We start from the raw sequence: 26351 nt of genomic DNA, 5'->3' as shown, positions 1-26351 counted from the left end.
CGTCCGGCGCGGCGGGGGACGGCGGATCTCGGTACCGCCGCCGTCACCCGCCGCCACGTCCGGCGCGGCGAGGGGCGGCGGATCACCGCACCGCCGCCGTCACCGCCTCCCGGAAGCCCTTCGGGTCCTCCACCCACGGCATGTGCCCGGCCTCCGGCAGGCTCACCCGGCGTACCCGCGGCAGCGCCCGCTCCAGCGAGTCGACCGCCGAGCGCGGCCGGATGTCCCGGGCGCCGTCGACGATCAGCACGGGCACGTCGAGGGACGCGCAGGCGGCGTACAGCTCCTGCTTGCCCCAGATCCGCTTGCGTTCCTCGTTGAGGGCCTTGTTGCACGCGTCATTGACCCCGAACCAGGGGTCGGCCATGCGGCGGGCGTGCGCCATCGCCCGCTCCCGGTCCTCGAACTCGGTCGACCACTGGAGCACCGCCCGCTCCCGGTCCTCGTCCTCGGTCCGCAGCGGACGGTCCGTCAACTCTTCCCAACGAGCCCGACGTTCGGGATGGTCGCCGAGCCGGGCGAGGAAGCCGGTCGCGAAGGCGGGGTACCAGTCGGCGTCCGGGCCGATGCCCGTACCGGAGACGTACACCAGCGCGCTCACCCGCCGCGGGTGGGCCAGCGCGTAGCTCAGCGCCAGCTGGGCGCCCCAGGAGTGGCCGAGCAGCGCCATCCGCTCCAGCCCGAAGTGGCGTCGTACGGCGTCCAGATCCGCGACGAAACGCTCGCTCGTCCAGGGGCCCGCGCACCGCTCCGACCGCCCGCATCCGCGCTGGTCCCAGCGGACGACCGGGGTCACGTCCGCCAGCAGCTCGGCCACGTCCGCGAACATGTCCCACAGGCCCGGCCCGCCGTGGCACAGCACCAGCGGCGCGCCCGGACCCGACCTCGCCGCCCACAGGCGCCCCCCGTCATCGGCCTCAACCGTCTCGCTCCGCGTCCCGGTCATGGGGCAAGTCTGCCCGGGCGGACATGGAAACGGGCCGGGAAGCCTGCTCGGGGGGTCGGGCTTCCCGGCCCGGGTGTGCGGGGGCGTGTCAGCCCATGTGCGGGTACCCGTAGTCGGTCGGCGGGACCAGCGTCTCCTTGATGGCGCGGGTCAGCGTCCAGCGCATCAGGTTCTGCGGGGCACCGGCCTTGTCGTTCGTACCCGAGGCGCGGCCGCCGCCGAAGGGCTGCTGGCCGACGACGGCGCCGGTCGACTTGTCGTTGATGTAGAAGTTGCCCGCCGCGTAGCGGAGCTTGTCCATCGTGTACGCCGCCGCCGCGCGGTCGTTGGAGACGACCGAGCCCGTCAGCGCGTAGTCGGACGCCGACTCCATCTGGGTCAGCATCTCGTCGTACGCCTCGTCCTCGTAGACGTGCACGGCGAGGAACGGGCCGAAGTACTCCGTCTTGAAGACCTCGTTCTCCGGGTCCGAGCACTCGACGACCGTCGGGCGCACGAAGTAGCCGACCGAGTCGTCGTACGAGCCGCCCGCGACGATCGTGCAGGACTCGTCCGCCTTCGCGCGGTCGATGGCGGCCTTGTTCTTGGCGAACGCGCGCTCGTCGATGACCGCGCCGATGAAGTTCGACAGGTCGGTGACGTCACCCATGGTCAGGTAGTCGACCTCGGCCGCGAACTCCTCCCTGAAACCGGAGTTCCAGATGGAGGCCGGGATGTACGCCCGGGAGGTGGCCGAGCACTTCTGGCCCTGGTACTCGAAGGCACCGCGGGTCAGGGCGGTCTTGAGGACGGCGCGGTCGGCGCTGGGGTGCGCGACCAGGAAGTCCTTGCCGCCGGTCTCGCCGACCAGGCGCGGGTAGGAGCGGTACTTCTCGATGTTGTTGCCGACCGTCTTCCACAGGTACTGGAAGGTCTTGGTCGAGCCGGTGAAGTGGATGCCCGCGAGATCGCGGTGCTCCAGGGCGACCTTGGAGACCTCGATGCCGTCACCGGTGACGAGGTTGATGACGCCCTTGGGCAGGCCCGCCTCCTCCAGGAGCTGCATCAGCAGCACGGCGGCGTGGGTCTGCGTCGGGGACGGCTTCCAGACGACGACGTTGCCCATCAGCGCGGGCGCGGTCGGCAGGTTGCCCGCGATCGCCGAGAAGTTGAACGGCGTGATCGCGTAGACGAAGCCCTCCAGCGGGCGGTGGTCGAGGCGGTTCCAGACGCCCGGCGAGTTGGCCGGGGGCTGCTCGGCGAGCAGGTCACGGGCGTACTTGACGTTGAAGCGCCAGAAGTCGACCAGCTCGCAGGGACAGTCGATCTCGGCCTGCTGGGCGGTCTTCGACTGGCCGAGCATGGTGGAGGCCGCGAGGGTCTCGCGCCAGGGGCCCGCCAGCAGCTCGGCGGCGCGCAGGATGATCGCGGCGCGGTCGTCGAAGGACATCGCGCGCCAGGCCGGGGCGGCGGCCAGGGCCGCGTCGATCGCGTCCTGGGCGTCCTGCTGGGTGGCGTGGGCACCGGTGCCGATGACCGCCTTGTGGTTGTGCGGCTGCACGACCTCGAAGCGCTCGCCGCCGCCGAGCCGCTTCTCGCCGCCGATGGTCATCGACAGCTCGATCGGGTTCTCGGCCAGCTCCTTGAGCTTGGCCTCCAGACGGGCGCGCTCGGGCGAGCCGGGGGCGTAGCCGTGCACCGGCTCGTTGACGGGGGTGGGGACCTGGGTCACAGCGTCCATGGGTTCCGTAACTCCTTTATGAGCGGGTGGTTCGGTCTCAGCCCTTGGTGAGGATCGAGCGTGCGAAGAAGAGGAGGTTGGCCGGCTTCTCCGCGAGGCGGCGCATGAAGTACCCGTACCAGTCGGTGCCGTACGCGGTGTAGACCCGCATGCGGTGGCCCTCGGCGGCGAGCCGCAGGTGCTCCTCGCCGCGGATGCCGTACAGCATCTGGAACTCGTACTCGTCCAGCTTGCGCCCGGCCTGGCGCGCGAGCTCCTGCGCGATGGAGATGAGGCGCGGGTCGTGGGACCCGATCATCGGGTACCCGTCGCCCTCCATAAGGATGCGCAGGATGCGGACGTACGCCTTGTCGGTCTCCGCCTTCTGCTGGTAGGCGACCTCGGCGGGCTCCTTGTAGGCGCCCTTCACCAGGCGTACGCGGCTGCCGCTCGCGGCGAGGCGGCGGGCGTCGGCCTCGGTGCGGAACAGGTAGGCCTGGATGACGCAGCCGGTCTGCGGGAAGTCCTTCCGCAGCTCCTCGTGGATGGCGAACATCGAGTCGAGGGTGGTGTGGTCCTCGGCGTCCAGCGTGACGGTGGTGCCGATCGCGGCGGCGGCCTCGACGACCGGGCGGACGTTGGCGAGGGCCAGCTCGTGCCCGCCCTCCAGCGCCTGCCCGAACATCGACAGCTTGATGGACATCTCCGCCTTGGTGCCGAGGTCCAGGTCCTTCAGGTGCTCGATGAGCTCCAGGTACGCGTCCCGGGCGGCGCAGGCCTGCTCGCGGGTGGTGATGTCCTCGCCGACGACGTCGAGGGTGACCTCGAGTCCCTTGGCGACGGCGTCCTGGACGATCGGAATGACCTGGTCGACCGTCTCGCCGGCGATGAAGCGGGCGACCACCTGCTTGGTGCCGGGGGCCGCCGACACGAAGCGGCGCATCTTGTCGCTGCGCGACGCGGCGAGAATCACGGGACCCAGCACGGGGCACCTCCACGGAAAGAACGGACGGCCGCGGGCCCTTGGAAGACTTTTCGGGTACGGCACGGAGAACCACCGTGAAACCTAAGGATCCCTCCGATCGTCGACCATCGACAGCTGTCACGCATCCGTGCCCTGGATCTCAGACATCTGTATGAGGCGCCGTGGAAAATGGGGCAGAATGCCCGTGTGACGGGCGATTTCAAGGTGGTCCGCGGGGCAGGCCGCGGTGAGTACCAGGAGCTGGTCGACGAGATCTCGGCGCTCCTCGGTGCCCCCGCGACCCTGGAGAACCGCGACTTCGAACTGATCGCCTTCGGCGCGTACGACAGCGACGGCGACTTCGACGAGGCCTCCCTCGACCCCGTCCGCACCCGCTCGATCCTCACGCGCCGCTCCACTTCGGCGGTCCGGGCATGGTTCGAGAGCTTCGGCATCGCACGGGCGACGGGTCCGGTGCGCATTCCGCCGACTCCGGAAGCGGGGGTGTACCGCGGAAGGATCTGCCTCCCGGTACGCCATCGGGGGGTCGTCCTCGGTTACGTATGGCTGCTGGCCGACGAGCCAGGACCTACCGACGCCCAGCTCACCGCCGCCATGGAGGTCGCCTCCCGCATCGGCGCCCTGCTCGCCGACGAGGCCCAGGCCGGCGCGGACCTCACCCGCGAGCTGCGCGCCGTCCTCACCGCCGAGCGCGGCTGGCAGCGCGACATGGCCGTCGCCGAACTGCGCACCGCCCTCGGCCCGCGCGGCGACGGACTGCACACCGTCGTCTGCGTCGCCCCGTGGCCCTCGGCCGACCCGGACGACGCCCCTTCCGCCCGTACGGTGCCGGGGGCGACGGCGCTGTGCACGGTGCCATGGGGGGCCAGCGGGCAGAGCCTGGCGCTGCTCGTACGACTGCGGTCGGCGGACGTACTGACTCCGGCACTGACGGCGGCTTCGCGGTTCGTGCGGGAGGCGGAGGGCGGCCGCGGGGCGGATCGGTCCACGGGCGGTGGCGCATCGGGAGGGGTTGAGTCCGGCGGGGCGGCCGGTGCCGCATCGGGCGGGGCGAAGCCTGGCGGGACGGCCGGAGCCGCACCGGGTGGAACAGAGCCCGGCAGGGCAGCCGGTGCCGCATACGGCGGGGCGAAGAACGGCGGGACAGCCGGAGCCGCACCGGGCGGGGCGGCCGGAGGTGATCGCCCCGGGCGGGCCGCGGCCGGGGTCGCCACCGCCCGCGTCGGGCTCGCCGAGCTGGGCACGGCCTGGCAGGAGGCGTCCGCCGCCGCGCGCGCCGTGCTGGCGGAGCCGCGCCTCGGCCCGGTCGCCGAGTGGGGGTCCATCGGGCCGTTCCGGCTCCTGACGTCCCTGCCTCCGGAGGCCGCCCAGGACCCCGCGGTACGGGTCCTGCTGGCCCCCGCCCACCGCGAACTCGCCCGCACGACCGAGGTGTTCCTCGACTGCGCGGGCCAAGCCGGGCGCACGGCGGCGGAGTTGGGCATCCACCGCCAGACGCTCTACTACCGTCTCTCGCGCGTCGAGCAACTCACCGGCCTCGACCTGGACGACGGCGAGGACCGGCTGCTGCTGCACATGGCGTTGAAGGGGGCGCGGCTCTAATCCCTCTCCAGGGACAGGAACCGGCTCTGCACCCCTGTAAAGGCCCCTCCAGAGACAAGAACCGTCCCTAGAGAGCGCGCCCCGCGAGCACGCCGACCGCCGCGATGCCCTCCGTGATCGCCCGCTCCCCCACACCCCCGAAACCCAGCACCAGTTGAACCGGCGTGGTCGCGTGCGTGGAGCGGCACGGGCTCATGCCGTACAGCCCGACGGAGCGTTCCCGCGCCGCGATGACGACGGCCTGCTCGTCGGCGGGTGCGGCGAGGTGCGCGACGGCGTGGAACCCCGCGGCGAGACCGGTGAGCCGGACCTCGGGGGCGTGCTCGGCGAGGGCGGAGACAAGAGCCGTGCGCCGGGTCGCGTAGGTGGTGCGCATGCGGCGCAGATGGCGGTCGTAGCGGCCGGACTCGATCAGCTTGGCGAGGGCGAGCTGGTCGAGGGTCGGGGAGCCGCGGTCGGTGAGGCGCTTGGCCTCCGTGATGGGGCCGGTGAGCGCGGGCGGGCAGAGCAGCCAGCCGATGCGCAGCGCCGGGGCGAGGGACTTGCTGACGGTGCCGATGGAGATCACCCGGTCCGCGGCGAGCCCCTGCAGCGCGCCCACGGGCTCCCGGTCGTAGCGGAACTCGGCGTCGTAGTCGTCCTCGATGACGTACGCGTCCCGGCGCATGGCCCAGTCGATGAGGGCGAGCCGGCGCGCGGGCGCGAGGACGACTCCGGTGGGCCACTGGTGCGCGGGGGTGACGATGACGGCCCGTGCTCCGGTCGCGTCGAGCGCTCGTACGTCGATGCCGTCGTCGTCGACCGGTACGGGCACCGCGGTCAGGCCCACGGCCTCCGCGGCGGCCGCCGCCGTGCCCGGCGTGCCCGGGTCCTCGTACGCCACGACCCGTACGCCGCCCCGGGCCAGGCTGCGCAGAGCCAGCCCGAGGCCCTGCGCGTAACCGGAGCAGACCACGATCCGCTCGGGGTCGGCCGCGGCGGCACGCACCCGGCGCAGATACCCGGACATGACCTCACGGAGGGCCGAATTGCCCTGGGGATCCCCGTAGTCGAACTCGCTCGTCGGCATGGCGCGGCCCGCCTCACGCATCGCCCACAGCCAGTCGGCGAGCGGAAAACTGCCCAAGTCCGGGACGCCGTGCCGGAAGTCGGCGATCAGGCGCGGGGCGGCCGGGTGTGCGGAGGTGGGCGCGGGAGGCACATGGGCGCCCCCCGCGACTCGTGTGGCGGAGCCGACGCGCGTCACGAGGTAGCCCTCCGCCTGGAGTTGGGCGTAGCAGTCCTGGACCAGCCCCCTCGACAGGCCGAGTGCCCGGGCGAGTTCGCGGGAGGACGGAAGGCGTTCGCCGGCGGCCAGCCGACCGGTGCGGATCGCGTCGCGCACCTGTCGTTCCAGCTGCGCGCGCAACTGCTCACCGCTGCCCCGGTCGACGGACAGGAGCAGCTCGGGCGACAAACCGGCCCACTGCGGAGGCATGGAATTGGAGCTTACCGGCGGTCCGGCCACGACCTAACGTCGTTTCCATGACGACTACCGCGCGGACGACGCCGACGACGCAACCCCCTCTCCTTACCCGCCCCTTGATGCTCCGCTTCGTGAGCATGATCGGCGCCTCGGTGAGCTTCTTCCTGCTCCTGTCGGTCGTCCCGCGCTACGCGACGGCGTCGGGCGCGGGCCTGGCCACCGGCGCCCTCATGCTCTCGACGGTCCTCGGCGAACTGGCCGCTCCGCGCTTCGTCGCGCGCTACGGATACCGCGTCGCGCTGATCGCCGGCCTCGCCCTGCTCGGCGCACCCGCGCTCGTCCTGACCGCCTCCCACGACATTGCATGGATCGTGGCGGTCTGCCTGGCCCGCGGCCTGGGCTTCGCGCTCACGCTCGTGGCGGGCGGCGCGCTCACCGCGTCACTCATTCCCCCCGAGCGCCGCGGCGAGGGCCTGGCCATGGTCGGCATCGTCTCCGGCGTACCGTCCCTGATCGCCCTGCCGTTGGGCGTGTGGCTCGCCGCGCACGTGGGCTGCACCCCCGTCGCGCTGACCGCGGGCGCGGCGGCGCTGGCCGCGATCGCCTCGGTACCGGGCCTGCCGGACCGCGAATCGACGGCCGAGAAGCCGGTGGGCATGGTGGCCGGACTACGGACCGCCGCCCTGACCCGTCCCGCCGTCGTCTTCGCGACCACGGCCCTCGCGACCGGGATCATCGTCACGTTCCTGCCGCTCGCCGTCCCGGCCTCGTACACCGGGGTCGTCGCGGTGGCCCTCTTCCTCCAGCCGGCCGCGTCGACCGCGGCCCGCTGGCTGGCGGGCAGGTACGCCGACCGCCACGACCCGGCCCGACTCGTACTGCCCAGCCTGGTCCTCTCCTCCTCCGGCATGCTGATCACGGCCCTGACCGGCAGTCCTGTCGCCGTCCTCGCCGGAGTGGCCGTCTTCGGCATCGGCTTCGGCATCGCCCAGAACGCCACGCTGACCCTGATGTACGCGAGGGTCCAGGCCTCGGGATACGGCACCGTCAGCGCGCTGTGGAACCTCGCGTACGACGGCGGCATGGGCGTCGGCGCGGTCGGTTTCGGCGCGCTGGCCGGGCGGACGGGCTATGCGTCGGCGTTCGCCGTCACCGCCGCACTGATGCTGGTGGCAGTGATCCCGGCGATCCGAGACCGGCGGACGACCTCCACGACGGAGGACCACTGAAAACGATCAACATCAGGCTACGGGGATGCGCGAGGGCAGTCTCGTACGGTCCTGACGCCCACACCCAAGTCCTGGCCTCAGCCCTACATCTCAGTCCTGCTCCTTCGCCCCCGCCCCCACCCCTGCCTCCGCCGTCGCGGCCGCGTCGATCACCCGCCGCAGCCCCTCCGTGAGGTCGTCCGCCGTGGACGCGCTGGCGGGGTCGAAGAGCCACTGCACCATCAGGCCGTTGAGCAGCGCCTGGTAGAAGCCGCCGAGCGACTGGACGGTCCGCTCGTCGAGCGTGTCCTCGTCCAGGCCCGTCATCATCGCGACGAGGCCGGACCGCCCCTCGATCTGCGCCTTCGCCATCAGATCCCGCAGCTGCGGCACCCGGTCCCCCTGCGTCACGATCTCCATGCTGGCGGCCCAGACGGGCCGGAAGTCCTCGAAGGACTCCAGCATCCGCGCCCACACGCTGTGGAACCGCTCGACCGAGCCGCCGGGCTCGACCTCACGCGCCGAGGCCGGGGCGAACTTCTCGCCCCACTCCTGCACCAGCTCCACGAACGCCTGCGTGAGCAACGCGTCCTTCGATCCGTAGTGGTAGCCGATGGACGCCAGGTTCGTCCCCGACTCCTTGACGATGTCGCGCGCCGTCGTGCGCACGAACCCCTTCTCCAGCAGGCAGCGCTTGGCGCCTTCGAGCAGATCCTCACGGTGTCCCATACGACCAGCGTACCCCCGATCCATACAACCGTCCTATACCGACGTACAAAACAAGCGTCTTAAACGCTCGTACTAGACAAGCGTTTAAGACGTACGTACAGTCCCTGCCATGACGAACTCGACGAGCACAACTCCCGCACCCGGCACACCGGGTGGCCCCGGCACCCTCGCCGGCCGCCGCGAATGGACCGCCCTCGGCGTCCTGATGCTTCCGCTGCTCCTGGTCTCGATGGACGTCTCGGTCCTCTACTTCGCGATCCCCTCGATCAGCGCGGACCTGGAGCCGAGCGGCACCCAGCAGCTGTGGATCTTCGACATCTACGCGTTCGTGCTCGCCGGACTGCTGATGACGATGGGCTCGCTCGGCGACCGCATCGGCCGCCGCAAGGTCCTCCTCTTCGGCGCCGCCGCCTTCGGCACGGCCTCGGTGATCGCCGCGTACGCCAACAGCCCCGAGACCCTGATCGCCGCCCGCGCGCTCCTCGGCATCGGTGGCGCGACCCTGATGCCGTCGACGATGGCGATCATCCGCACGATGTTCACGGACCCGGGCCAGCGCGCGAAGGCGATCGGCATGTGGTCCGGCGTCATGACCGGTGGCATCGCGCTCGGTTCGGTGATGAGCGGTGTCCTCGTCGAGTACTTCTGGTGGGGCTCGGTCTTCCTGGTCAATCTGCCCGCGATGGTGCTGCTGCTGGTCCTCGGCCCGATACTGCTGCCCGAGTCCAAGAACCCTGAGCCCGGCCGCTTCGACCTGCTCAGCGTGCCGCTGTCGATGGCAGCGGTCCTGCCCGTCATCTACGGCGTCAAGGAAATCCCGTCCGAGGGCTGGAAGTTCGAGTACGTCGTCTCGGTCCTCGTCGGTCTGGTCTTCACCGCGCTCTTCGTCCACCGCCAGCGCACCGCGAAGTCCCCACTGATCTCCCCGGCCCTGTTCCGCGGCCGCGGCTTCGCGCCGGCCGTCGTCCTCAACCTGATCGCTTCCTTCGGGATGCTGGGTTCGGCGTACTTCACCACCCAGTACCTGCAGTCCGTGCTCGGCAAGAGCTCCATGGAGGCCGCGCTGTGGGCGCTGCTCCCCACGGTCCTGGTCGGCGTCGCGGCCCCGGTCGCCGCGCAGCTCGTGCAGAAGGGCGTCCACCGCGCGCATGTCGTCTCCGGCGGCTTCGTCACCGCCGCCTGCGGCTACGGGCTGCTGACCCTCGCCGGTACCGACTCGATGTGGCTCGTCCTCGCCGGTGCCGGTGTCCTCGCCGCCGGGATCGTCACCGTGATGTCCCAGATGATGGACCTGGCCCTCGGCACCGTCCCCGTCGGCAACGCGGGCGCCGCCTCCTCCCTCCTGGAGACCGGCGCGGAGTTCGGCGGCGCGCTGGGCATGGCCGTCCTCGGCTCCATCGGTACGGCGGTCTACCGTCACGAGATCCCGGCCGGCGCTCCGGCTCCGGCCCACGAGACCCTGGGCGGCGCGCTGGCCGTGGCCCGGCAACTGCCGGGCGGCGCGGGGCAGGCCCTCGCTACGGCCGCGCGGGAGGCCTTCACCAGTGGGATGCAGGCCGCGGCTGTCGCGGGGGCGGTGCTGCTGCTGGGGGCGGCGGTGCTCGCCACGGCGACCCTGCGCAAGGTGCATGTGCGCGAGGCCCCGGCCGAGGCCGTGGAGTCGGTTGCCTGAGGGCTCGCTTCCAGGACGGGGCCGGGGGTTTCCCCCGGCCCCGTCCGGCGTTTCCTCGTGGCCGGAGCCGCGGGGGTTTTCGCCCCCTCCGCCCCTACCCATTCCCGACCTTGGGGGCTCCGCCCCCAAACCCCCGGCCGTCAAGTCTTTGGCCCGTCCGGCGTTTGAGGACGAGCGCGTCAGCGCGATACGGGGGTCTGGGGGCGGAGCCCCCGGGGACGATGGGGGTCCCCCCGCTCGAGCGAAGCCGAGAGTGGGGGAGGGTAGGGGCGGAGGGGGCGAAACCATCTGGTGGGCCGTGCAGCGCAGCGGTACGGGTGTCGGTGCCGCGTGCCAGGATGGTCCCCGTGGCACAGACATTCGGTACGCCGTTCATCGGCCGGGAGGACGAACTCGCCCGGCTCACCGGCGTGCTGGAGCGAGCGAAGCACGGCGACCCCCGCGCCGTACTGGTTGCGGGCGACGCCGGCGTCGGCAAGACCCGCACGCTGACGGAAGCCGCGACCCACGCCGCAGGCACCGGCATGACCGTCCTCACCGGCCACTGCGTGGACCTGGGCGACGTGGGCCTGCCGTACCTGCCGTTCACGGAAATCCTCGGCGCACTGTCCACGGACGACCGCTTCGCCCCCGCCTTCGCGGCGCACCCGGCGGTGGACCGCCTGCTCAGCGCCGGATCCGGCAGCGGCACCGCACCGGATCCCGGCAGCCGCCTGCAGCTCTTCGAGGGCCTGGCCGGTCTCCTCGCCGACCTCGCCGACATCACCCCGCTCCTGCTGATCCTCGAAGACCTGCACTGGGCGGACCAGTCCTCCCGGGACCTCCTGCGCTTCCTGCTCAGCCGCGGGCTCCTGCAGCGCCCGAGACCCGGCGCCCCCGCCCACCGCCTGGCGATCTTCGCCTCGTATCGCGCGGACGATCTGCACCGGCGCCATCCGCTGCGCCCGCTGCTCGCCGAGCTGATACGACTGCCCGCCGTCGACCGGGTGGAGCTGCGGCCGATGGCCGACGCCGAAGTGGCCCGACTGGTGAGGGCGTTGCGTACGGACCCCGTGTCCGACACCACGGTCCGCCGCATCGTCGACCGCGCCGAGGGCAACGCCTTCTACGCGGAGGAGTTGCTCGCCGCCCTGCCGGGCGACTTCGACCCGGCATCGCCCGCCATGCCGAGTGGACTGGCCGACGTACTCCTCATCCGGATCGAGCAGCTCTCCGAGACCGCCCAGCAGGTCCTGCGCACGGCCGCCGTCGCCGGGCGCCGTGTCGAGCACGACCTGCTGCGGGACGCCGTACAACTGCCGGAGGACGAGCTGGAGTCGGCGTTGCGCGAGGCCGTCGGCCGGCAGCTGCTGGTCCCCGGCGAGGACGCCACGTACTCCTTCCGGCACGCCCTCACCCGCGAGGCGGTGTACGCCGATCTGCTGCCCGGCGAGCGCGTCCGGCTGCACGGAGCATTCGCCAAACTGCTTGCGGGGCACGGCCGTTCGGCGAAAAGCGCGGCGGAGCGGGCCCATCACTCGCGCGAGAGTCACGACCTGGCCGACGCGCTCACGGCCTCGCTCGAAGCCGCCGACCACGCCCAGCGGGTCGGCGCGCCCGCGGAAGAGCTGCACCACCTGGAGACCGCACTCGAACTGTGGACCACGGTGGACGCGGCCGCCCGCCCCCAGGACGGCGATTCGGTGACCCTCACGCTGCGCGCCTCCGCGGCCGCCGCCCGCGCCGGCGAGGCCCATCGGGCGGTCCATCTCACCCGCGCCGCGCTCGCCAGGGCCGGCTCGGACGCCGATTCGGAACTCGCCGCCCGCGTCCGCTACACACTCGCGGGCAATCTGATGCGCATCGACAGCCTGAAGGCCGCGTTCACGTACAGCAGCGAGGCGCTCGCCATGATCCCTGCCGAGCCTCCGTCGTACACCTGGGTGTGGGCGGCGGCGACGCACGTCATGGCGGCGCGGTACGTGGGGCACGACGAGGACGCCGAGCGGGTCGCCCGCCAAGCGCTGCGCATCGCCGAGGAGCTCGAACTCGCCGACGCCCGGGCCGACTTGATGATCTCCCTGGTCGGCCTGGAGTCGCACAACCGGCGTACACCTCAGGGCCGCGACCGGCTGCGGCAGGCCCGCGAGCTGGCCCGAAGCTCCGGCAACATCCCGGTCGAGATGCGCGCGCTCTTCAACCTCGCCGTGGGGTGTTACGAATCCGGTGACCTCGACGAGTGCCTGACCTCGCTCACCGACGGCCTGGACCGCGCCCGCCGTGCCGGTCTGCTCTCCTCCCCGTACGCCCTGGAGCTGCGCTACCTCCAGTCCCTGGTGCTCTACACACTGGGCCGCTGGGACGAGTGCGCGCGAGCGGCCGCCGCGGATGCCGAACGGCTGCCCGCGGCGGGCGGATTCGCGACCGGTCCCGCGCTGTACGTCGCCCTGGCGCGCGGCGATCAGGAGATGGCCGTCGGAGGGGCCCGCGCTCTGCTCGACGGGCCCTTCGACTGGATGGCGACCCTCGTGGCCAGCATCGTCCTGACCGATGCCGCGGCGCTACGGGGCGATGCGGAGGCGGCCGTCGGGCGGATGCACAGCTCGCTCGAGACCCTCACGGACGCCACGGGCGCCGACCGGCCGGACGTCGCTGTGCGGCTGGCCGCGCTGGCCCTGGCCGCGGTCGCGGACACGGCCGAGGAGTCGCGTCTGTCAGGTGACCCAGCCGGGGCCCGCCGTTGGACGGAGACCGCGACCGACCTGGTGGAGCTGGCCAGGACCACGGCGGCCAAGGGCGAGGACGGCACCGAGCAGGGCCCCGAGGGCCGTGCCTGGCTCGCCCGCGCCGAGGCGGAGTGGACCCGCGCCCGCACCGGGCCGGACGTCGCGGCCTGGGAGAAGGCCGTCGCCGCGTTCGGCTACGGCGATCCGTACGAGCTGGCGCGCTGCGAACGGCGGCTCGCGGAAGCCCTGTTGACGGCCGATCGCCGCGAGGAGGCCGCCGAGCACGCGCGCACGGCCCGCGACACGGCCGTCTGCCTCGGCGCCGTACCGCTGCGGGAGGACCTGGACACCCTCATCCGTCGCGGTCGCCTCGCCGAGTCCCCGTCCGCCGAGGACCGCATCGCGGCACTGACCGCCCGCGAGAGCGACGTCCTGCGGCTGCTCGCGCGCGGGCGCACCAACCGCCAGATCGGCGAGGAGCTGTTCATCAGCGGCAAGACGGCCAGCGTCCACGTCTCCAACATCCTCGCCAAGCTCAGCGCCGCCAGCCGCACGGAGGCGGTCGCCATCGCCTACCGCGAGGGCCTGATCGAGCCGGAGACGACGACGTCCGGCTGACCCCGTCGTAGGACCGAGGGCCGGACCACCCGAAGGTGGTCCGGCCCTCGATGGCGGATGTCAGACGAGGTTCACCGAACGCGCCGACGTCGCGCCGATCTCCTCGGCGACCTCGGAGAGGACGGCCTGCGAGACCGTGTCGTCGACGGTGAGGACGGCGAGGGCCTCGCCGCCGGCGACCGCGCGGGCGACCTGCATGCCGGCGATGTTGATGCCCGCCTCACCGAAGATGCGGCCGACGGTGCCGACGACGCCGGGACGGTCCTCGTAGCGCAGCACGACCATGTGGTCGGCGAGCGCGAGGTCCACGTCGTAGTCACCGACGGCGACGATCTTCTGCAGGTGCTTCGGGCCCGCGAGCGTGCCGGAGACCGAGACCTCCTCGCCGTTGCCGAGCGTGCCGCGCACGGTGACCACGTTGCGGTGATCCGGGGACTCCGAGCTGGTCGTCAGGCGGACCTCGACGCCGCGCTCCTGCGCGAACAGCGGGGCGTTGACGTACGACACGGTCTCGTCGACGACGTCCTCGAACACGCCCTTGAGCGCGGAGAGTTCGAGCACCTTCACGTCGTGCTGGGTGATCTCGCCGTACACCTCGACGTCGAGGCGGACCGCGACCTCGCCCGCGAGGGCGGTGAAGATGCGGCCGAGGCGCTCGGCGAGCGGCAGGCCCGGCTTGACGTCCTCGGCGATGACGCCGCCCTGGACGTTCACCGCGTCCGGGACCAGTTCACCGGCGAGGGCGAGCCGCACCGAGCGGGCGACGGAGATACCGGCCTTCTCCTGCGCCTCGTCCGTGGAGGCGCCGAGGTGCGGGGTGCAGACGACCTGGTCGAGCTCGAAGAGCGGGGAGTCCGTGCAGGGCTCCTTGGTGTACACGTCGAGGCCGGCGCCGGCGACGCGGCCTTCCTTGAGCGCCGAGTACAGCGCCTCCTCGTCGACGATCCCGCCACGCGCGGCGTTGACGATCCGTACCGACGGCTTGACCTTGTGCAGCGCCTCGTCGCCGATGAGACCGACCGTCTCCGGGGTCTTCGGCAGGTGCACGGTGATGAAGTCGGAGACCTCGAGCAGCTCGTCGAGGGACAGCACCTTGACGCCCATCTGCGCGGCCCGGGCAGGCTGGACGTAGGGGTCGTACGCGACGACCTTCATGCCGAACGCCGACATGCGCTGAGCGACCAGCGCGCCGATACGGCCGAGGCCGACGACGCCGAGGGTCTTCTCGGCGAGCTCGACACCGGTGTACTTGCTGCGCTTCCACTCGCCGTTCTTCAGAGCCGTGTTGGCCTGCGGAATGTGGCGCGCGGTGGCGAGGAGGAGACCGCAGGCCAGCTCGGCCGCGGTCACGATGTTCGAAGTGGGGGCGTTGACGACCATCACGCCGGCCTTGGTGGCCGCGGAGACGTCGACGTTGTCCAGGCCGACACCGGCTCGCGCGACGACCTTCAGCTTCTTGGCGGCGGCGACGGCCTCGGCGTCGACCTTGGTGGCCGAGCGGATCAGGATCGCGTCGACGTCTGCGATCGCGGGCAGCAGCTCGGCGCGGTCCGCGCCGTTCGCGTGCCGGATTTCGAAGTCCGGGCCCAGGGCGTCGACGGTCGCGGGCGACAGCTCTTCAGCGATGAGTACGACAGGTTTCGAGCTCACGTGAGTCCTCACAGGTCCAATGCGGACGGCCGTCCCGACGGCCGCAGGCGGTGGAGGGGTGTAGCGGCGCCGGGGAGGTGCGGGTGCGTTCCCGGGTCGTTCGGTGCGTGCTCTCGGTGTGCCGGACGGAGGCTCTCGTAGCGGAGCTACTTGGGCCTTCGGCCGGTGCGGCGAGAGTGCGTGCCGGGCGGCTTGGGGGCGTGCCTGCACTTCCTCGGTGTCGCTTGAGCCGCGTGGAAGACGCACGACGTTGTGGGCCTGACGCGTTGTTGATGTGCAGCAGTGTAGTGGCGCCGAGTGGGCCGTCTTACGCCTCTGCGGAAGGATCACCCGGACGTGGCTGGACCGGGTGGACAAGTGGAAGATCCAGCCGGTGGCCTTCGACGAACGGAGCCAGAATCCAGCCCGCTGGGGCCGGGGCGGAGCCGCGAGGCGGCGCCACGAGCCGACGGGGCGGTCGCGGTGCCGGGCAACCCGGTACCGCGACCGCCCAGTGCGTCACGCCTCGTCGTCGTTGACCCAGCTCATGAGCTTGCGCAGCTCCTTGCCGGTGGTCTCCAGCAGAGACTCGGCGTCCTGCTTCTTGTACTCGTTGTACTTCTTCAGACCGGAGTGGTACTCCTCCATCCAGTTACGGGCGAAGGTGCCGTCCTGGATCTCGGCGAGGACCTTCTTCATCTCCGCCTTGGTGGCGTCGGTGATGATGCGCGGGCCGGTCACGTAGTCGCCCCACTCGGCGGTCTCGGAGACGGACCAGCGCATCTTCTCCAGGCCGCCCTCGTACATGAGGTCGACGATGAGCTTCAGCTCGTGGAGGCACTCGAAGTACGCGATCTCCGGCTGGTAGCCGGCCTCGGTCAGCGTCTCGAAGCCCGCCTTGACCAGCGCGGCGGTACCACCGCAGAGGACGGCCTGCTCACCGAACAGGTCGGTCTCGGTCTCCTCGGTGAAGGTCGTCTTGATGACGCCGGCGCGGGTGCCGCCGATGCCCTTGGCGTAGGAGAGGGCGAGCGCGAAGGCGTTGCCGGTCGCGTCCTGCTCGACGGCCGCGATGCAGGGAACGCCGCGACCCTCCTCGTACTGGCGGCGCACGAGGTGGCCCGGGCCCTTGGGGGCGACCATGGCGACGTCGACACCGGCCGGGGGCTTGATGAAGCCGAAGCGGATGTTCAGGCCGTGGCCGAAGAACAGGGCGTCGCCGTCCTTCAGGTTGCCCTGGATGGACTCCTCGTAGACCTGGGCCTGGATCGGGTCCGGCACCAGGATCATGATGACGTCGGCCTCGGCGGCGGCCTCCGACGGGGTCACCACGCGCAGGCCCTGCTCCTCGGCCTTCGCCTTGGACTTGGAGCCCTCGTGCAGACCGACGCGGACGTCGACACCCGAGTCGCGCAGCGACAGCGCGTGGGCGTGGCCCTGGCTGCCGTAGCCGATGACCGCGACCTTGCGGCCCTGGATGATGGACAGGTCGGCGTCGTCGTCGTAGAACAGCTCGGCCACTGGGGTTCTCCTTGGTGTGCGGTGTTGCGTCCCACCGTACGGCGGGCGGGGGAAGGGAAGTTTTCGGGTCTCGGTATACGGGCGGTCGGCGATCACCGACCGCCCGTTCCAGACCATTTACGGACCCATGCGGACCGTTCGCGGACTCATGGAGACCGTTCTAAGACTTACGCGGATCGGTCCAGCGCGCGCAGCGAGCGGTCCGTGATCGAACGCGCCCCGCGCCCGATCGCGATCGTGCCGGACTGGACGAGCTCCTTGATGCCGAACGGCTCCAGCATCTTGAGCATGGCCTCCAGCTTGTCGCTGCCGCCGGTGGCCTCGATGGTGACGGCTTCCGGGGAGACGTCCACGGTCTTGGCGCGGAACAGCTGGACGATCTCGACGATCTGGGAGCGCGTCTCGTTGTCGGCGCGCACCTTCACCAGAACGAGTTCGCGCTGCACCGCCGAGGACGGCTCCAGCTCGACGATCTTCAGGACGTTGACGAGCTTGTTGAGCTGCTTGGTGACCTGTTCGAGCGGGAGTGCCTCGATCACGTTCACCACGATGGTGATGCGGGAGATGTCGGGGTGCTCGGTGACACCGACGGCGAGCGAGTCGATGTTGAAGCCGCGCCGGGAGAACAGGGCGGCGATCCGGGCGAGGATGCCTGGCTTGTTCTCGACGAGGACGGAGAGGGTGTGCTTGCTCATGGTTCTGACTCGGCTCTCTCTCAGTCGTCTTCGTTGTCGCCGAAGTCCGGGCGGACGTCCCGGGCGGCCATGATCTCGTCGTTCGAGGTGCCGGCGGCGACCATCGGCCACACCATCGCGTCCTCGTGCACGATGAAGTCGATCACGACGGGGCGGTCGTTGATCGAGTTCGCCTCTTCGATGACCTTGTCGAGGTCGTCCGGGGACTCGCAGCGGATGGCGTAGCAGCCCATGGCCTCCGACAGCTTCACGAAGTCGGGGACGCGGGTGCCCGCGCTCGGCTCCTTGCCGGTCGCCTCGGGGCCCGAGTGCAGCACGGTGTTGGAGTAGCGCTGGTTGTAGAAGAGGGTCTGCCACTGGCGGACCATCCCGAGGGCGCCGTTGTTGATGACGGCGACCTTGATCGGGATGTTGTTCAGGGCGCAGGTGGTGAGCTCCTGATTGGTCATCTGGAAGCAACCGTCGCCGTCGATCGCCCACACCGTCTGGTCCGGCTGGCCGGCCTTCGCGCCCATCGCGGCCGGGACCGCGTAGCCCATCGTTCCGGCGCCGCCGGAGTTGAGCCAGGTGGCGGGCTTCTCGTACTGGATGTAGTGCGCGGCCCACATCTGGTGCTGGCCGACGCCCGCGGCGAAGATCGTGCCCTCCGGGGCGAGCTTGCCGATGCGCTCGATGACCTGCTGCGGCGACAGCGAGCCGTTGTCGGGCTGCTCGTAGCCCAGCGGGTACGTCTCGCGCCAGCGGTTGAGGTCCTTCCACCACGCGGTGTAGTCGCCGTGGTGGCCCTCGCTGTGCTCCTTCTGCACCGCTTGGACCAGATCGGCGATGACCTCGCGGGCGTCACCGACGATCGGCACGTCGGCGGCGCGGTTCTTGCCGATCTCCGCCGGGTCGATGTCGGCGTGGACGATCTTGGCGTACGGGGCGAAGCTGTCCAGCTTGCCGGTGACGCGGTCGTCGAAGCGGGCTCCGAGGGCGACGATCAGGTCGGCCTTCTGCAGCGCGGTGACGGCGGTGACCGCACCGTGCATGCCCGGCATTCCCACGTGCAGCGGGTGGCTGTCGGGGAATGCGCCGAGCGCCATCAGTGTGGTGGTGACGGGCGCTCCGGTGAGTTCTGCGAGGACCTTCAGCTCGGCGGTGGCATTCGCCTTGAGGACGCCGCCGCCGACGTACAGGACGGGCCGCTTCGCCTGGGTGATCAGCCTGGCGGCCTCGCGGATCTGCTTGGCGTGCGGCTTGGTCACCGGGCGGTAGCCGGGCAAGTCCTGGGTGGGCGGCCACTGGAAGGTGGTCTGCGCCTGGAGGGCGTCCTTGGCGATGTCGACGAGGACGGGACCGGGGCGGCCGGTGGAGGCGATGTGGAAGGCCTCCGCAATCGTCCGCGGGATGTCCTCGGCCTTCGTCACCAGGAAGTTGTGCTTGGTGATCGGCATGGTGATGCCGACGATGTCCGCCTCCTGGAAGGCGTCCGTGCCGATCGCCTTCGACGCGACCTGCCCGGTGATCGCCACGAGCGGCACCGAGTCCATGTGCGCGTCGGCGATCGGGGTCACCAGGTTGGTGGCGCCCGGGCCGCTGGTGGCCATGCAGACGCCGACCTTGCCGGTGGCCTGCGCGTAGCCGGTGGCCGCGTGACCCGCTCCCTGCTCGTGGCGGACGAGCACGTGCCGCACGCGCTTGGAGTCCATCAGCGGGTCGTAGGCCGGGAGGATCGCACCGCCGGGAATGCCGAATACCGTCTCGGCCCCGACCTCCTCGAGAGAACGGATGAGGGACTGCGCACCCGTGACGTGCTCGGGCGCGGACTGCTGTCCTCCGGAACGGGGCCGCGGCTGCGGATGGTGGGCCCCGGTGGCCTGCTCGGTCATCGGCATTCTCTTCTCGATGCTGAGGGTTTTTGCGAGTTTTGTGCGGTGTACGACTGGTGCCTGTGCAACAAAAAACCCCTCGTGCCGTGAGGCAAGCGAGGGGAGCGCGCCGGGTGCGGTCGCTGGGTCTTCCGGGTCTGTCCGGTGGTCACCAGCTTCAGCCGACGCGCTTTCCAAGTACGAGAATTCGGGTGCGCATGGCATTGACCCTCCCCCCGGCACGCATTGACTGTCAAGTGGGTGGGACGGGAGTCTCATTATGTGAGCGGAGGGCAGTTCCGCCCCCGAAAACAGCGGGCACTCCACTCGTATACACCCCTGCGCCGCCGCCCGCGAACACCGGCTCGACCGGCCCGTGCGGCACCGGATAGTGGCCGGAAGACAGCGCCCGGCGCAGCCGGTACTCGTCGAGCGGCCCCGAGAAGGCCATGCCCTGCCCATGGGTGCAGCCCATCGCGCGCAGGGCGATGACCTGCTCCGGAAGATCGACACCGTCGGCCACGGACTGCAGCCCCAGGTCGGTGGCGATCCGCAGCAGCCCGCTGGTGATCTTGTGCAGCCGGGCGGACTCGACGACACCCTCGACGAGACCTCTGTCGAGCTTGAGCATGTCGATGGGGAGCCTTCTGAGTGCCGTGATGGCGGCGTAGCCGCTGCCGAAGCCGTCCAGGGCGACCCGGACGCCGAGGCGCCTGAGCGCGTTCAGCCGGCGCTCCAGCTCGTCCAGGGAGACCCGGGGGTCGGTGTCGGACAGCTCGACGATCAGGGCGCCGGAGGGAAGGCCGTGGCGAGTCAGCAGGGCTTCCACGGACCCGACGGGCAGCGAGCGGTCCAGCAGGCGCCGGGCGTTCATCCGGACGGCGACGGGCACGGCGATGCCCGCGGCGGCGCGCTGCGCGGCCTGCTCGACGGCTTCTTCGAGCATCCAGCGGCCCAGCTCGGCGGTCTTGTCGCTGTCCTCGGCGACGCGCAGGAACTCTGCGGGCGTGAAGAGCACGCCCTGAGAGGAGCGCCAGCGTGCCTGCACGGTGACCGATGTGATCCGGCCGTTTTCGAGCGACACCACGGGCTGGTGCAGCAGCGCGAACTCGCCGTCCTGGAGAGCCGAGCGCAGCCGGGTGGCCAGCTCCGCCTTCCGTACGACGTCCTGCTGCATCTGGGGTGCGTACAACTCGACGCGTCCCTTGCCGGCGGCCTTGGCGCGGTACATGGCGAGGTCGGCGTTGCGCTGCAGCTCGCCCGCGCCCAGTCCCGGTTCGGCGAAGGCGACACCGATCGACGCCGCCACCCGGACATCGTTGCCGTCGATGGCGTACGGCTGCGAGAGCCTGACCCTGAGCCGGTCGGCGAGCTCCAGGATGTGGTGTTCGCGCGCGGTGCGGTCGCGGGTGCCGTCGCCGACGATCAGGGCCGCGAACTCGTCGCCGCCGAGGCGGGCGGCGGTGTCGCCGTGCCGCACCGAGTCCTGGAGTCTGCGAGCGGCCTGAACGAGGAGCTCGTCGCCGGCCTGGTGCCCGATCGTGTCGTTGACGGCCTTGAAGCCGTCGAGGTCGATGAACAGGACGGCGGTGCCGCGGTCGGAGGAGCGGCGGCCGGAGAGCGCCTGCTGGACGCGCCGGGTGAACAGCGCGCGGTTGGGCAGGTCGGTGAGCGGGTCGTGCTCGGCGTTGTGCTGCAACTGCGCCTGCAGACGCACCCGCTCGGTGACGTCACGGCTGTTGAAGATGAGGCCGCCCTCGTGCCGGTTGACGGTGGACTCCACATTGAGCCAGCCGCCGTCGCCGGACCGGAAGCGGCACTCGATGCGGGTGGTGGGTTCCTCGATGTGGCTGGCGGCCAGGAACCGCCGCACTTCGTGCACAACGCAGCCGAGGTCCTCCGGGTGGATGAGCGAGGCGAGCTCGGAGCCGACGAGTTCGTCGGCGTCGCGTCCGTAGACCCCGGCGGCGGCCGGGCTGACGTACCGCAGGATGCCGTTGGGCGCGGCGATCATGATCACGTCGCTGGAGCCCTGCACCAGGGAGCGGAAGTGGTTCTCCTTCTGAGCCAGCTCCTGGGTGAGGGTGATGTTGTCGAGCAGCATGATGCCCTGGCGCACGACGAGGGCGAGCACGACGAGCCCTGCGGTGATGAGCACCACGCGGTCCACGTTGCGACCGTTGAGGACGTTGTAGAGGATCCCCAGCGTGCAGACGGCGGCGGCCAGGTAGGGCGTGAGCGCGGCCAGCGATCCGGTGATCGGACGCGTGGCCGGGTACCGGCCGTGGCCACTCTCCTGGAGGAGGTTGTGGCCACCTTCCTGGAGGAGCACGTGCATGTGTCCTCCCTGCTGTCCTTCTTGCCGTTTCGCCTGATGTCCGTGCTGCCGCTGTCGGCCGTGATGGCCTTGTCGGCCTTGATGTCCGCGCTGCTCCTGGTGCCCCTCTCGGCGCTGTCCCGGGATGTGTTCGTGCACCACGCGCGCGTGCCCGTCCGTACTGGGCCCGTCGGCGTCCGGCTGTCCGTGCCGGGCGCCGACCCAGGGGGCGTACGCGAGGAGCAGCGAGCCGGCGAACCAGCCCGCGTCGAGGAGCTGCCCGGAGTGGTAGCTGTTGTGCAGGAGGGGCGAGGTGAACAGGGCGTCGCACATGACGGTCAGGGCGAGTGCCCCGATCGCCGTGTTCACCGCCGATCTGTTCACCGACGAGCGCCGGAAGTGCAGCGCCAGCACCATGCTGACCAGCGCGATGTCCAGCAGCGGGTACGCCAGCGACAGCGCGGTGTGCGCCACGCTCGGCCCGTCGAACTTCGCGGCCTGGGCGAGCGCGAGGCTCCAGGACAGCGTGAGCAGCGAGCCGCCGATCAGCCAGGCGTCCAGCGCGAGGCACACCCAACCCGCCTTGGTGACGGGCCTCTTGGCGAGCACGAGCAGTCCTACGATGGCGGGCGGCGCGAAGCACAGGAAGAACAGGTCGGCGTAGCTCGGGCTGGGCACCGGGCGGCTGAGGACGACCTCGTACCACCCCCAGACCAGGTTGCCGAGCGAGGCCATGGCGGAGGAGAGCGCGAACAGCAGCCACGCGGGTCGAAAGCGGCTGCGGCGGCTGCGGGCGTAGAGGAAGCAGGAGACCGCCGCGGTGCCCGCCGCGGCGCTCAGCCCGAAGTCGCCCATGATCAGCGCGAGGCTCGCGGAGCCCCAGCCGAGCGCGGAACCGACGGCGTATCCCGCGCACACCAGGGCCAGTACGAGTTGCGAGAGCAGGCCCGGCCTGCCGCCGAGTACCGGCCGACGGGTCAGCAGCGCCACGGGGGAGCTCACCGGGCCCACCCGGTCCGCACTCCGGGGTCCCGCTGATCCCCGTGCGCTGGGTGCGCATGCCTCCGGCGGCCGCTGTGCCTGCGGGGGTGATGGCCGCCATGGCCACCGTGGCCACGTCTGCGCGTGGCCGCGCGCCAGGGTCGTCGGCGGCCCCGCCGCGTCGGATCGTTCGCCCATAGGCCGTGCATCGCCCGTCGCCCCCCTCGCAGTCTCAAATGTCCATCCCCGGCGCCGAACGGTGCGCGGCGCAGCCCCTGTCGGGACGATACACCAGTCTCGTCACTCAGGGACATAGTTCCTCTACGCTCCGTGACGACCAGGGAAGATGTCGGCACTGCCCGCATTCGAGGAACTGCGGAGGGTGCTCGAAGCGGACGCGGAGCGAACGGGACGTGACTTAGGCGCCGGTGGTAAGGACCACGTTCCGCAGCGGCTCCCGGTTCACGAAACGGTTCAACTGGTCCACCAGGAGCCGCTTGGCGCGCGGCAGGAAAGCCGAGGTGGGCCCGCCGACATGGGGGCTGATGAGCACGCCGGGCGCGTGCCACAAGGGGTGTCCCTTGGGCAGCGGCTCGGGATCGGTGACGTCGAGGGCCGCGGTGATGCGCCCGCTCTTCAGCTCGGCGAGGAGCGCCTCGGTGTCGACGACAGGGCCGCGGGAGACGTTCACGAGGAGTGCGCCGTCCTTCATCCGGGACAGGAAATCGGCGTTCACCAGGCCACGCGTGCCGCGCGTGAGGGGCGTCGAGAGCACCACGATGTCGGCTTCCTGAAGCAGAGAAGGCAGTTCCGTGAGCGGATGCACCGGACCGCGCGCCGTGGTGCGCTCGGAGCGCGCGACGCGCGCCACCCGCGCCAGCTCGAAGGGCACGAGCCGGTCCTCGATGGCGGAGCCGATCGACCCGTACCCGACGATCAGTACGCACTTGTCGGCCAGCGCGGGATGGAAGCCCGAGCGCCACTCCTCCTTGTCCTGGCCTCGTACGAAGCCGGGGATGCCGCGCAGCGAGGCGAGGATCAGGGCGAGGGTGAGCTCGGCGGTGCTCGCCTCGTGCACCCCCTGGGCGTTGCACAACCGCACGCCCGGGCGCAGGAACTTCAGGCTCGGCTGGACGTGGTCGACACCGGCGGAGAGTGTCTGCACGACCTGGACCGAGGTCATTTCGGCCATGGGCCGCCGCGAGACCGCGGGCTCCTTCATATAGGGCACGACGTAGAACTCGCAGGCGCCGGGATCCGCGGGAAACTCCTGGTCGCCGTCCCAGAAGCGGTAATTCAGGCCCTCGGGGAGGCCGTCGATCTCGTCGGCGTGAAACGGAAGCCACACATCGGAAGTCATGGTCAGGAGGCTATGCGAAGCACCCGCGCGCGCAGACGTTAGTTTGGGGTGCCAGATGAGGGAGGGTGCGGCCAAGTGGAGCGCAGGACGATCGGGGCTGCGGCGCTCGATGTGGGGGCGGTCGGGCTCGGATGCATGCCGATGAGCTGGGCCTACACGGGTTCGCGGCAGCGTGGTGAGGAGTCGCTCCGCGCGGTGCACACGGCGCTCGACCGGGGTTCGACGCTGCTCGACACGGCCGACATGTACGGGCCCTTCACCAACGAGCTGCTGGTGGGGCGGGTGCTCAAGGAACGGCGCTCCGAGGCCTTCGTGTCGACCAAGGTCGGCCTGCTGGTCGGCGAGCAGCACATCGTGGCCAATGGCCGCCCCGGCTATGTGAAGCGGGCGTGCGACGCCTCGCTGCGGCGCCTGCAGACGGACGTGATCGACCTCTATCAGCTGCACCGCGCGGATCCGGAGGTTCCGGTCGAGGAGACCTGGGGCGCGATGGCCGAACTCGTGTCGGCCGGAAAGGTGCGGTCGCTCGGACTGTGCGCGGTGGGTGCACGGTCGGCCCGCCGCTCGGGGGCGCGGCTGCACGACGGAACGATCCGGCAACTGGAGCGGGTGCAGCAGGTGTTCCCGGTGAGTGCCGTGGAGGCCGAGCTGTCCGTGTGGTCGACGGAGGCCCTGGACGCCCTGCTGCCGTGGTGCACGGCGCGCGGGGTCGGCTTCCTGGCCGCGATGCCGCTCGGCAACGGCTTCCTGACCGGCACCCTGACCCCCGGCGAGGGCTTCGAACCCGACGACGTACGCGCCCGACACCCCCGCTTCACCGCCGAGATGATGGCCTCGAATCAGCCCATCGTCGCCGGGCTGCGGCGCATCGCGCGACGGCACGGGGACCACGAGGCGGTCACGCCCGCACAGGTGGCGCTTGCGTGGGTGCTGGCGCAGGGACCGCACGTGGTGCCGGTGCCGGGAGCCAAGCGGGAGCGCTGGGTCACCGAGAACGCGGGGGCGGCCGGGCTGCGGCTGACGGCGGAGGATCTCGCGGAGGTGGCGGGTCTTCCGGGGGCACAGGGATCCTGGGACTGACGTGCGGTGCGCGGATTGCTCAGGTGTGATCGGGAACCCGGGGCACGCGAGCGGTGTATGAACAGTAGGACCGCCGCGTCGAAGGGACCTTGATGGTGCAACGTCGAGCAGTGACAGCCGTGTTGGCCGCGGCCGCGCTTCTGGTGACAGCCGGCTGTTCCTCCGACGGCGGAGGGAAGTCGGGCGACGGCGGGAGCCCGTTCCCGAGCATGGGGAGTACGAAGCCGGGGTCGTCGCCCTCGGAACAGGCCGCCGAGGAGACACCGCCCGCCAAGGGCTCGGTGAAGGTCGTGCGCACCGTCACCGAGGACCTCAAGACCCCCTGGGGCCTCGCACCGCTGCCCGAGGGCGGGCTGCTGGTGTCCTCGCGGGACGAGGGGACGATCACGCGGGTCGACGAGAAGACCGGCAAGAAGACGGAGCTGGGGCAGGTGCCGGGGGTGGCCCCCGCGGGAGAGGGCGGCCTCCTGGGCATCGCGCTCTCCCCCGACTATGCGTCGGACCACATGATCTACGCCTACTTCACGACGGCCTCGGACAACCGCATCGTCCGCATGCTGTACGACGAGAAGAAGCCCGCCGGGGAGCAGCTGGGCGCGCCGGACACGATCTTCAAGGGCATCCCCAAGGGAGTGATCCACAACGGCGGCCGGATCGCGTTCGGCCCGGACAAGATGCTGTACGCGGGCGCGGGCGAGACGGGTGACCGGGGACTGGCCCAGGACAAGAAGGCGCTCGGCGGCAAGATCCTGCGGATGACACCGGACGGCGAGCCGGCCCCGGGCAATCCGTTCGGCGACTCGGTCGTCTACTCGTACGGACACCGCAACGTCCAGGGCCTCGCCTGGGACGACAAGCAGCGCCTGTGGGCCTCCGAGTTCGGCCAGGACACCTGGGACGAGCTCAACCAGATCAAGCCGGGCGACAACTACGGGTGGCCGGTGGTCGAGGGCATAGGCAACGACCCCAAGTACCACAACCCGATCGCCCAGTGGCACACGGACGACGCCTCCCCCAGCGGCATCGCCTACGCCGAGGGCTCCATCTGGATGGCCGGCCTCAAGGGCGAACGCCTGTGGCGCATCCCCCTGAACGGCACGAAGGCCTCCGCCGCCCCCGAAGCCTTCCTCACGGGCAAGTACGGCCGCCTGCGCACGGTCGTCTCCGCGGGCGGCGACAAACTCTGGCTGACGACGAGCGAGACGGACGGGCGCGGGAGCCCCGGGAAGGGGGATGACAGGATTCTGGAGCTGGAGGTGAAGTAGGGGGGCGCAGAGGAGGAGGCAGAC

17 protein-coding genes are annotated in these 26351 nt (G+C 71.0%); 6 read left to right on the top strand and 11 right to left on the bottom strand.

Going from position 1 to position 26351, the window contains the following annotated elements; genetic code table 11:
* Nucleotides 1–82: 82 nt before the first annotated feature.
* From AB5J53_RS33660 to AB5J53_RS33650, 3 genes are all read right to left on the bottom strand, one after another.
* The gene (locus AB5J53_RS33660) at nucleotides 83–946 is read right to left on the bottom strand and encodes an alpha/beta fold hydrolase (RefSeq protein ID WP_369249374.1); all 864 of its coding nucleotides are present in this window, start codon (nucleotides 944–946) and stop codon (nucleotides 83–85) included.
* An 88-nt stretch (nucleotides 947–1034) separates the two neighbouring features.
* Nucleotides 1035–2666 carry an L-glutamate gamma-semialdehyde dehydrogenase gene (gene pruA, locus AB5J53_RS33655; RefSeq protein ID WP_369249373.1) on the bottom strand — a complete coding sequence of 544 codons (1632 nt, stop codon included), beginning with the start codon at nucleotides 2664–2666 and terminating at the stop codon, nucleotides 1035–1037.
* A gap of 37 nt (nucleotides 2667–2703) precedes the next feature.
* Nucleotides 2704–3630, bottom strand: a complete 927-nt coding sequence (locus tag AB5J53_RS33650; protein WP_369249372.1) for a proline dehydrogenase family protein — start codon at nucleotides 3628–3630, stop codon at nucleotides 2704–2706.
* A gap of 168 nt (nucleotides 3631–3798) precedes the next feature.
* On the opposite strand from AB5J53_RS33650, the gene AB5J53_RS33645 reads away from it, so the two are divergent.
* Nucleotides 3799–5232: a PucR family transcriptional regulator gene (locus AB5J53_RS33645; protein WP_369249371.1), complete on the top strand. Its 1434-nt coding sequence runs from the start codon at nucleotides 3799–3801 to the stop codon at nucleotides 5230–5232.
* 67 nt (nucleotides 5233–5299) lie between these two features.
* Here AB5J53_RS33645 and AB5J53_RS33640 read toward each other — a convergent pair whose 3' ends face one another.
* Nucleotides 5300–6709 (bottom strand): PLP-dependent aminotransferase family protein, encoded by a 1410-nt coding sequence (locus AB5J53_RS33640; protein ID WP_369249370.1) that lies wholly within the window; start codon nucleotides 6707–6709, stop codon nucleotides 5300–5302.
* Between the two features lie 125 nt (nucleotides 6710–6834).
* Between AB5J53_RS33640 and AB5J53_RS33635 the strand changes: the two genes are divergently transcribed.
* Entirely contained in the window at nucleotides 6835–7926 is a 1092-nt protein-coding gene (locus AB5J53_RS33635) for an MFS transporter (RefSeq protein ID WP_369252627.1), read from the top strand.
* A 90-nt stretch (nucleotides 7927–8016) separates the two neighbouring features.
* On the opposite strand, the gene AB5J53_RS33630 is transcribed toward AB5J53_RS33635, so the two are convergent.
* Nucleotides 8017–8634, bottom strand: coding sequence for a TetR/AcrR family transcriptional regulator (locus AB5J53_RS33630; protein ID WP_369249369.1), 618 nt, complete (start codon nucleotides 8632–8634; stop codon nucleotides 8017–8019).
* Nucleotides 8635–8743: 109 nt separating this feature from the next.
* On the opposite strand from AB5J53_RS33630, the gene AB5J53_RS33625 reads away from it, so the two are divergent.
* Together AB5J53_RS33625 and AB5J53_RS33620 are read left to right on the top strand one after the other, a co-directional pair.
* On the top strand, nucleotides 8744–10306 hold the full coding sequence (locus tag AB5J53_RS33625; RefSeq protein ID WP_369249368.1) for an MFS transporter: 1563 nt from the start codon (nucleotides 8744–8746) through the stop codon (nucleotides 10304–10306).
* Between the two features lie 347 nt (nucleotides 10307–10653).
* Complete coding sequence (locus tag AB5J53_RS33620; RefSeq protein ID WP_369249367.1) at nucleotides 10654–13629, top strand: AAA family ATPase; 2976 nt, start codon at nucleotides 10654–10656, stop codon at nucleotides 13627–13629.
* A gap of 60 nt (nucleotides 13630–13689) precedes the next feature.
* Here AB5J53_RS33620 and serA read toward each other — a convergent pair whose 3' ends face one another.
* The 6 genes from serA to AB5J53_RS33590 all read right to left on the bottom strand — a co-directional run bounded on the left by serA (nucleotide 13690) and on the right by AB5J53_RS33590 (nucleotide 23982).
* The gene (gene serA / locus AB5J53_RS33615) at nucleotides 13690–15279 is read right to left on the bottom strand and encodes a phosphoglycerate dehydrogenase (RefSeq protein ID WP_369249366.1); all 1590 of its coding nucleotides are present in this window, start codon (nucleotides 15277–15279) and stop codon (nucleotides 13690–13692) included.
* Between the two features lie 498 nt (nucleotides 15280–15777).
* On the bottom strand, nucleotides 15778–16779 hold the full coding sequence (ilvC, locus tag AB5J53_RS33610) for a ketol-acid reductoisomerase (RefSeq protein WP_369249365.1): 1002 nt from the start codon (nucleotides 16777–16779) through the stop codon (nucleotides 15778–15780).
* A 167-nt stretch (nucleotides 16780–16946) separates the two neighbouring features.
* Nucleotides 16947–17474, bottom strand: coding sequence for an acetolactate synthase small subunit (gene ilvN / locus AB5J53_RS33605; RefSeq protein WP_189188894.1), 528 nt, complete (start codon nucleotides 17472–17474; stop codon nucleotides 16947–16949).
* A gap of 20 nt (nucleotides 17475–17494) precedes the next feature.
* The gene (locus AB5J53_RS33600) at nucleotides 17495–19351 is read right to left on the bottom strand and encodes an acetolactate synthase large subunit (RefSeq protein ID WP_369249364.1); all 1857 of its coding nucleotides are present in this window, start codon (nucleotides 19349–19351) and stop codon (nucleotides 17495–17497) included.
* A gap of 226 nt (nucleotides 19352–19577) precedes the next feature.
* Nucleotides 19578–22643 (bottom strand): putative bifunctional diguanylate cyclase/phosphodiesterase, encoded by a 3066-nt coding sequence (locus AB5J53_RS33595; protein WP_369249363.1) that lies wholly within the window; start codon nucleotides 22641–22643, stop codon nucleotides 19578–19580.
* Between the two features lie 397 nt (nucleotides 22644–23040).
* Nucleotides 23041–23982: a 2-hydroxyacid dehydrogenase gene (locus AB5J53_RS33590; protein ID WP_369249362.1), complete on the bottom strand. Its 942-nt coding sequence runs from the start codon at nucleotides 23980–23982 to the stop codon at nucleotides 23041–23043.
* A 75-nt stretch (nucleotides 23983–24057) separates the two neighbouring features.
* Here AB5J53_RS33590 and AB5J53_RS33585 point away from each other — a divergent pair, with 75 nt between their 5' ends.
* Together AB5J53_RS33585 and AB5J53_RS33580 are read left to right on the top strand one after the other, a co-directional pair.
* Complete coding sequence (locus tag AB5J53_RS33585) at nucleotides 24058–25062, top strand: aldo/keto reductase (protein WP_369249361.1); 1005 nt, start codon at nucleotides 24058–24060, stop codon at nucleotides 25060–25062.
* Nucleotides 25063–25154: 92 nt separating this feature from the next.
* Entirely contained in the window at nucleotides 25155–26327 is a 1173-nt protein-coding gene (locus AB5J53_RS33580; RefSeq protein WP_369249360.1) for a sorbosone dehydrogenase family protein, read from the top strand.
* Nucleotides 26328–26351: the final 24 nt, after the last annotated feature.

This window comes from Streptomyces sp. R41, assembly GCF_041053055.1.
Lineage (GTDB): Bacteria > Actinomycetota > Actinomycetes > Streptomycetales > Streptomycetaceae > Streptomyces.
The sequence above is the reverse complement of the archived record's forward strand: the minus strand, read 5'-3'. Positions and strand labels throughout refer to the sequence as shown.

Bases quoted from the DNA above. Each gene is read 5' to 3' on its own strand.
- AB5J53_RS33660 (WP_369249374.1), bottom strand. From the start codon at position 946: ATGACCGGGACGCGGAGCGAGACGGTTGAGGCCGATGACGGGGGGCGC.
- pruA (WP_369249373.1), bottom strand. From the start codon at position 2,666: ATGGACGCTGTGACCCAGGTCCCCACCCCCGTCAACGAGCCGGTGCAC.
- AB5J53_RS33645 (WP_369249371.1), top strand. From the start codon at position 3,799: ATGGGGCAGAATGCCCGTGTGACGGGCGATTTCAAGGTGGTCCGCGGG.
- AB5J53_RS33640 (WP_369249370.1), bottom strand. From the start codon at position 6,709: ATGCCTCCGCAGTGGGCCGGTTTGTCGCCCGAGCTGCTCCTGTCCGTC.
- AB5J53_RS33635 (WP_369252627.1), top strand. From the start codon at position 6,835: ATGATCGGCGCCTCGGTGAGCTTCTTCCTGCTCCTGTCGGTCGTCCCG.
- AB5J53_RS33630 (WP_369249369.1), bottom strand. From the start codon at position 8,634: ATGGGACACCGTGAGGATCTGCTCGAAGGCGCCAAGCGCTGCCTGCTG.
- AB5J53_RS33625 (WP_369249368.1), top strand. From the start codon at position 8,744: ATGACGAACTCGACGAGCACAACTCCCGCACCCGGCACACCGGGTGGC.
- ilvN (WP_189188894.1), bottom strand. From the start codon at position 17,474: ATGAGCAAGCACACCCTCTCCGTCCTCGTCGAGAACAAGCCAGGCATC.
- AB5J53_RS33600 (WP_369249364.1), bottom strand. From the start codon at position 19,351: ATGCCGATGACCGAGCAGGCCACCGGGGCCCACCATCCGCAGCCGCGG.
- AB5J53_RS33590 (WP_369249362.1), bottom strand. From the start codon at position 23,982: ATGACTTCCGATGTGTGGCTTCCGTTTCACGCCGACGAGATCGACGGC.
- AB5J53_RS33580 (WP_369249360.1), top strand. From the start codon at position 25,155: ATGGTGCAACGTCGAGCAGTGACAGCCGTGTTGGCCGCGGCCGCGCTT.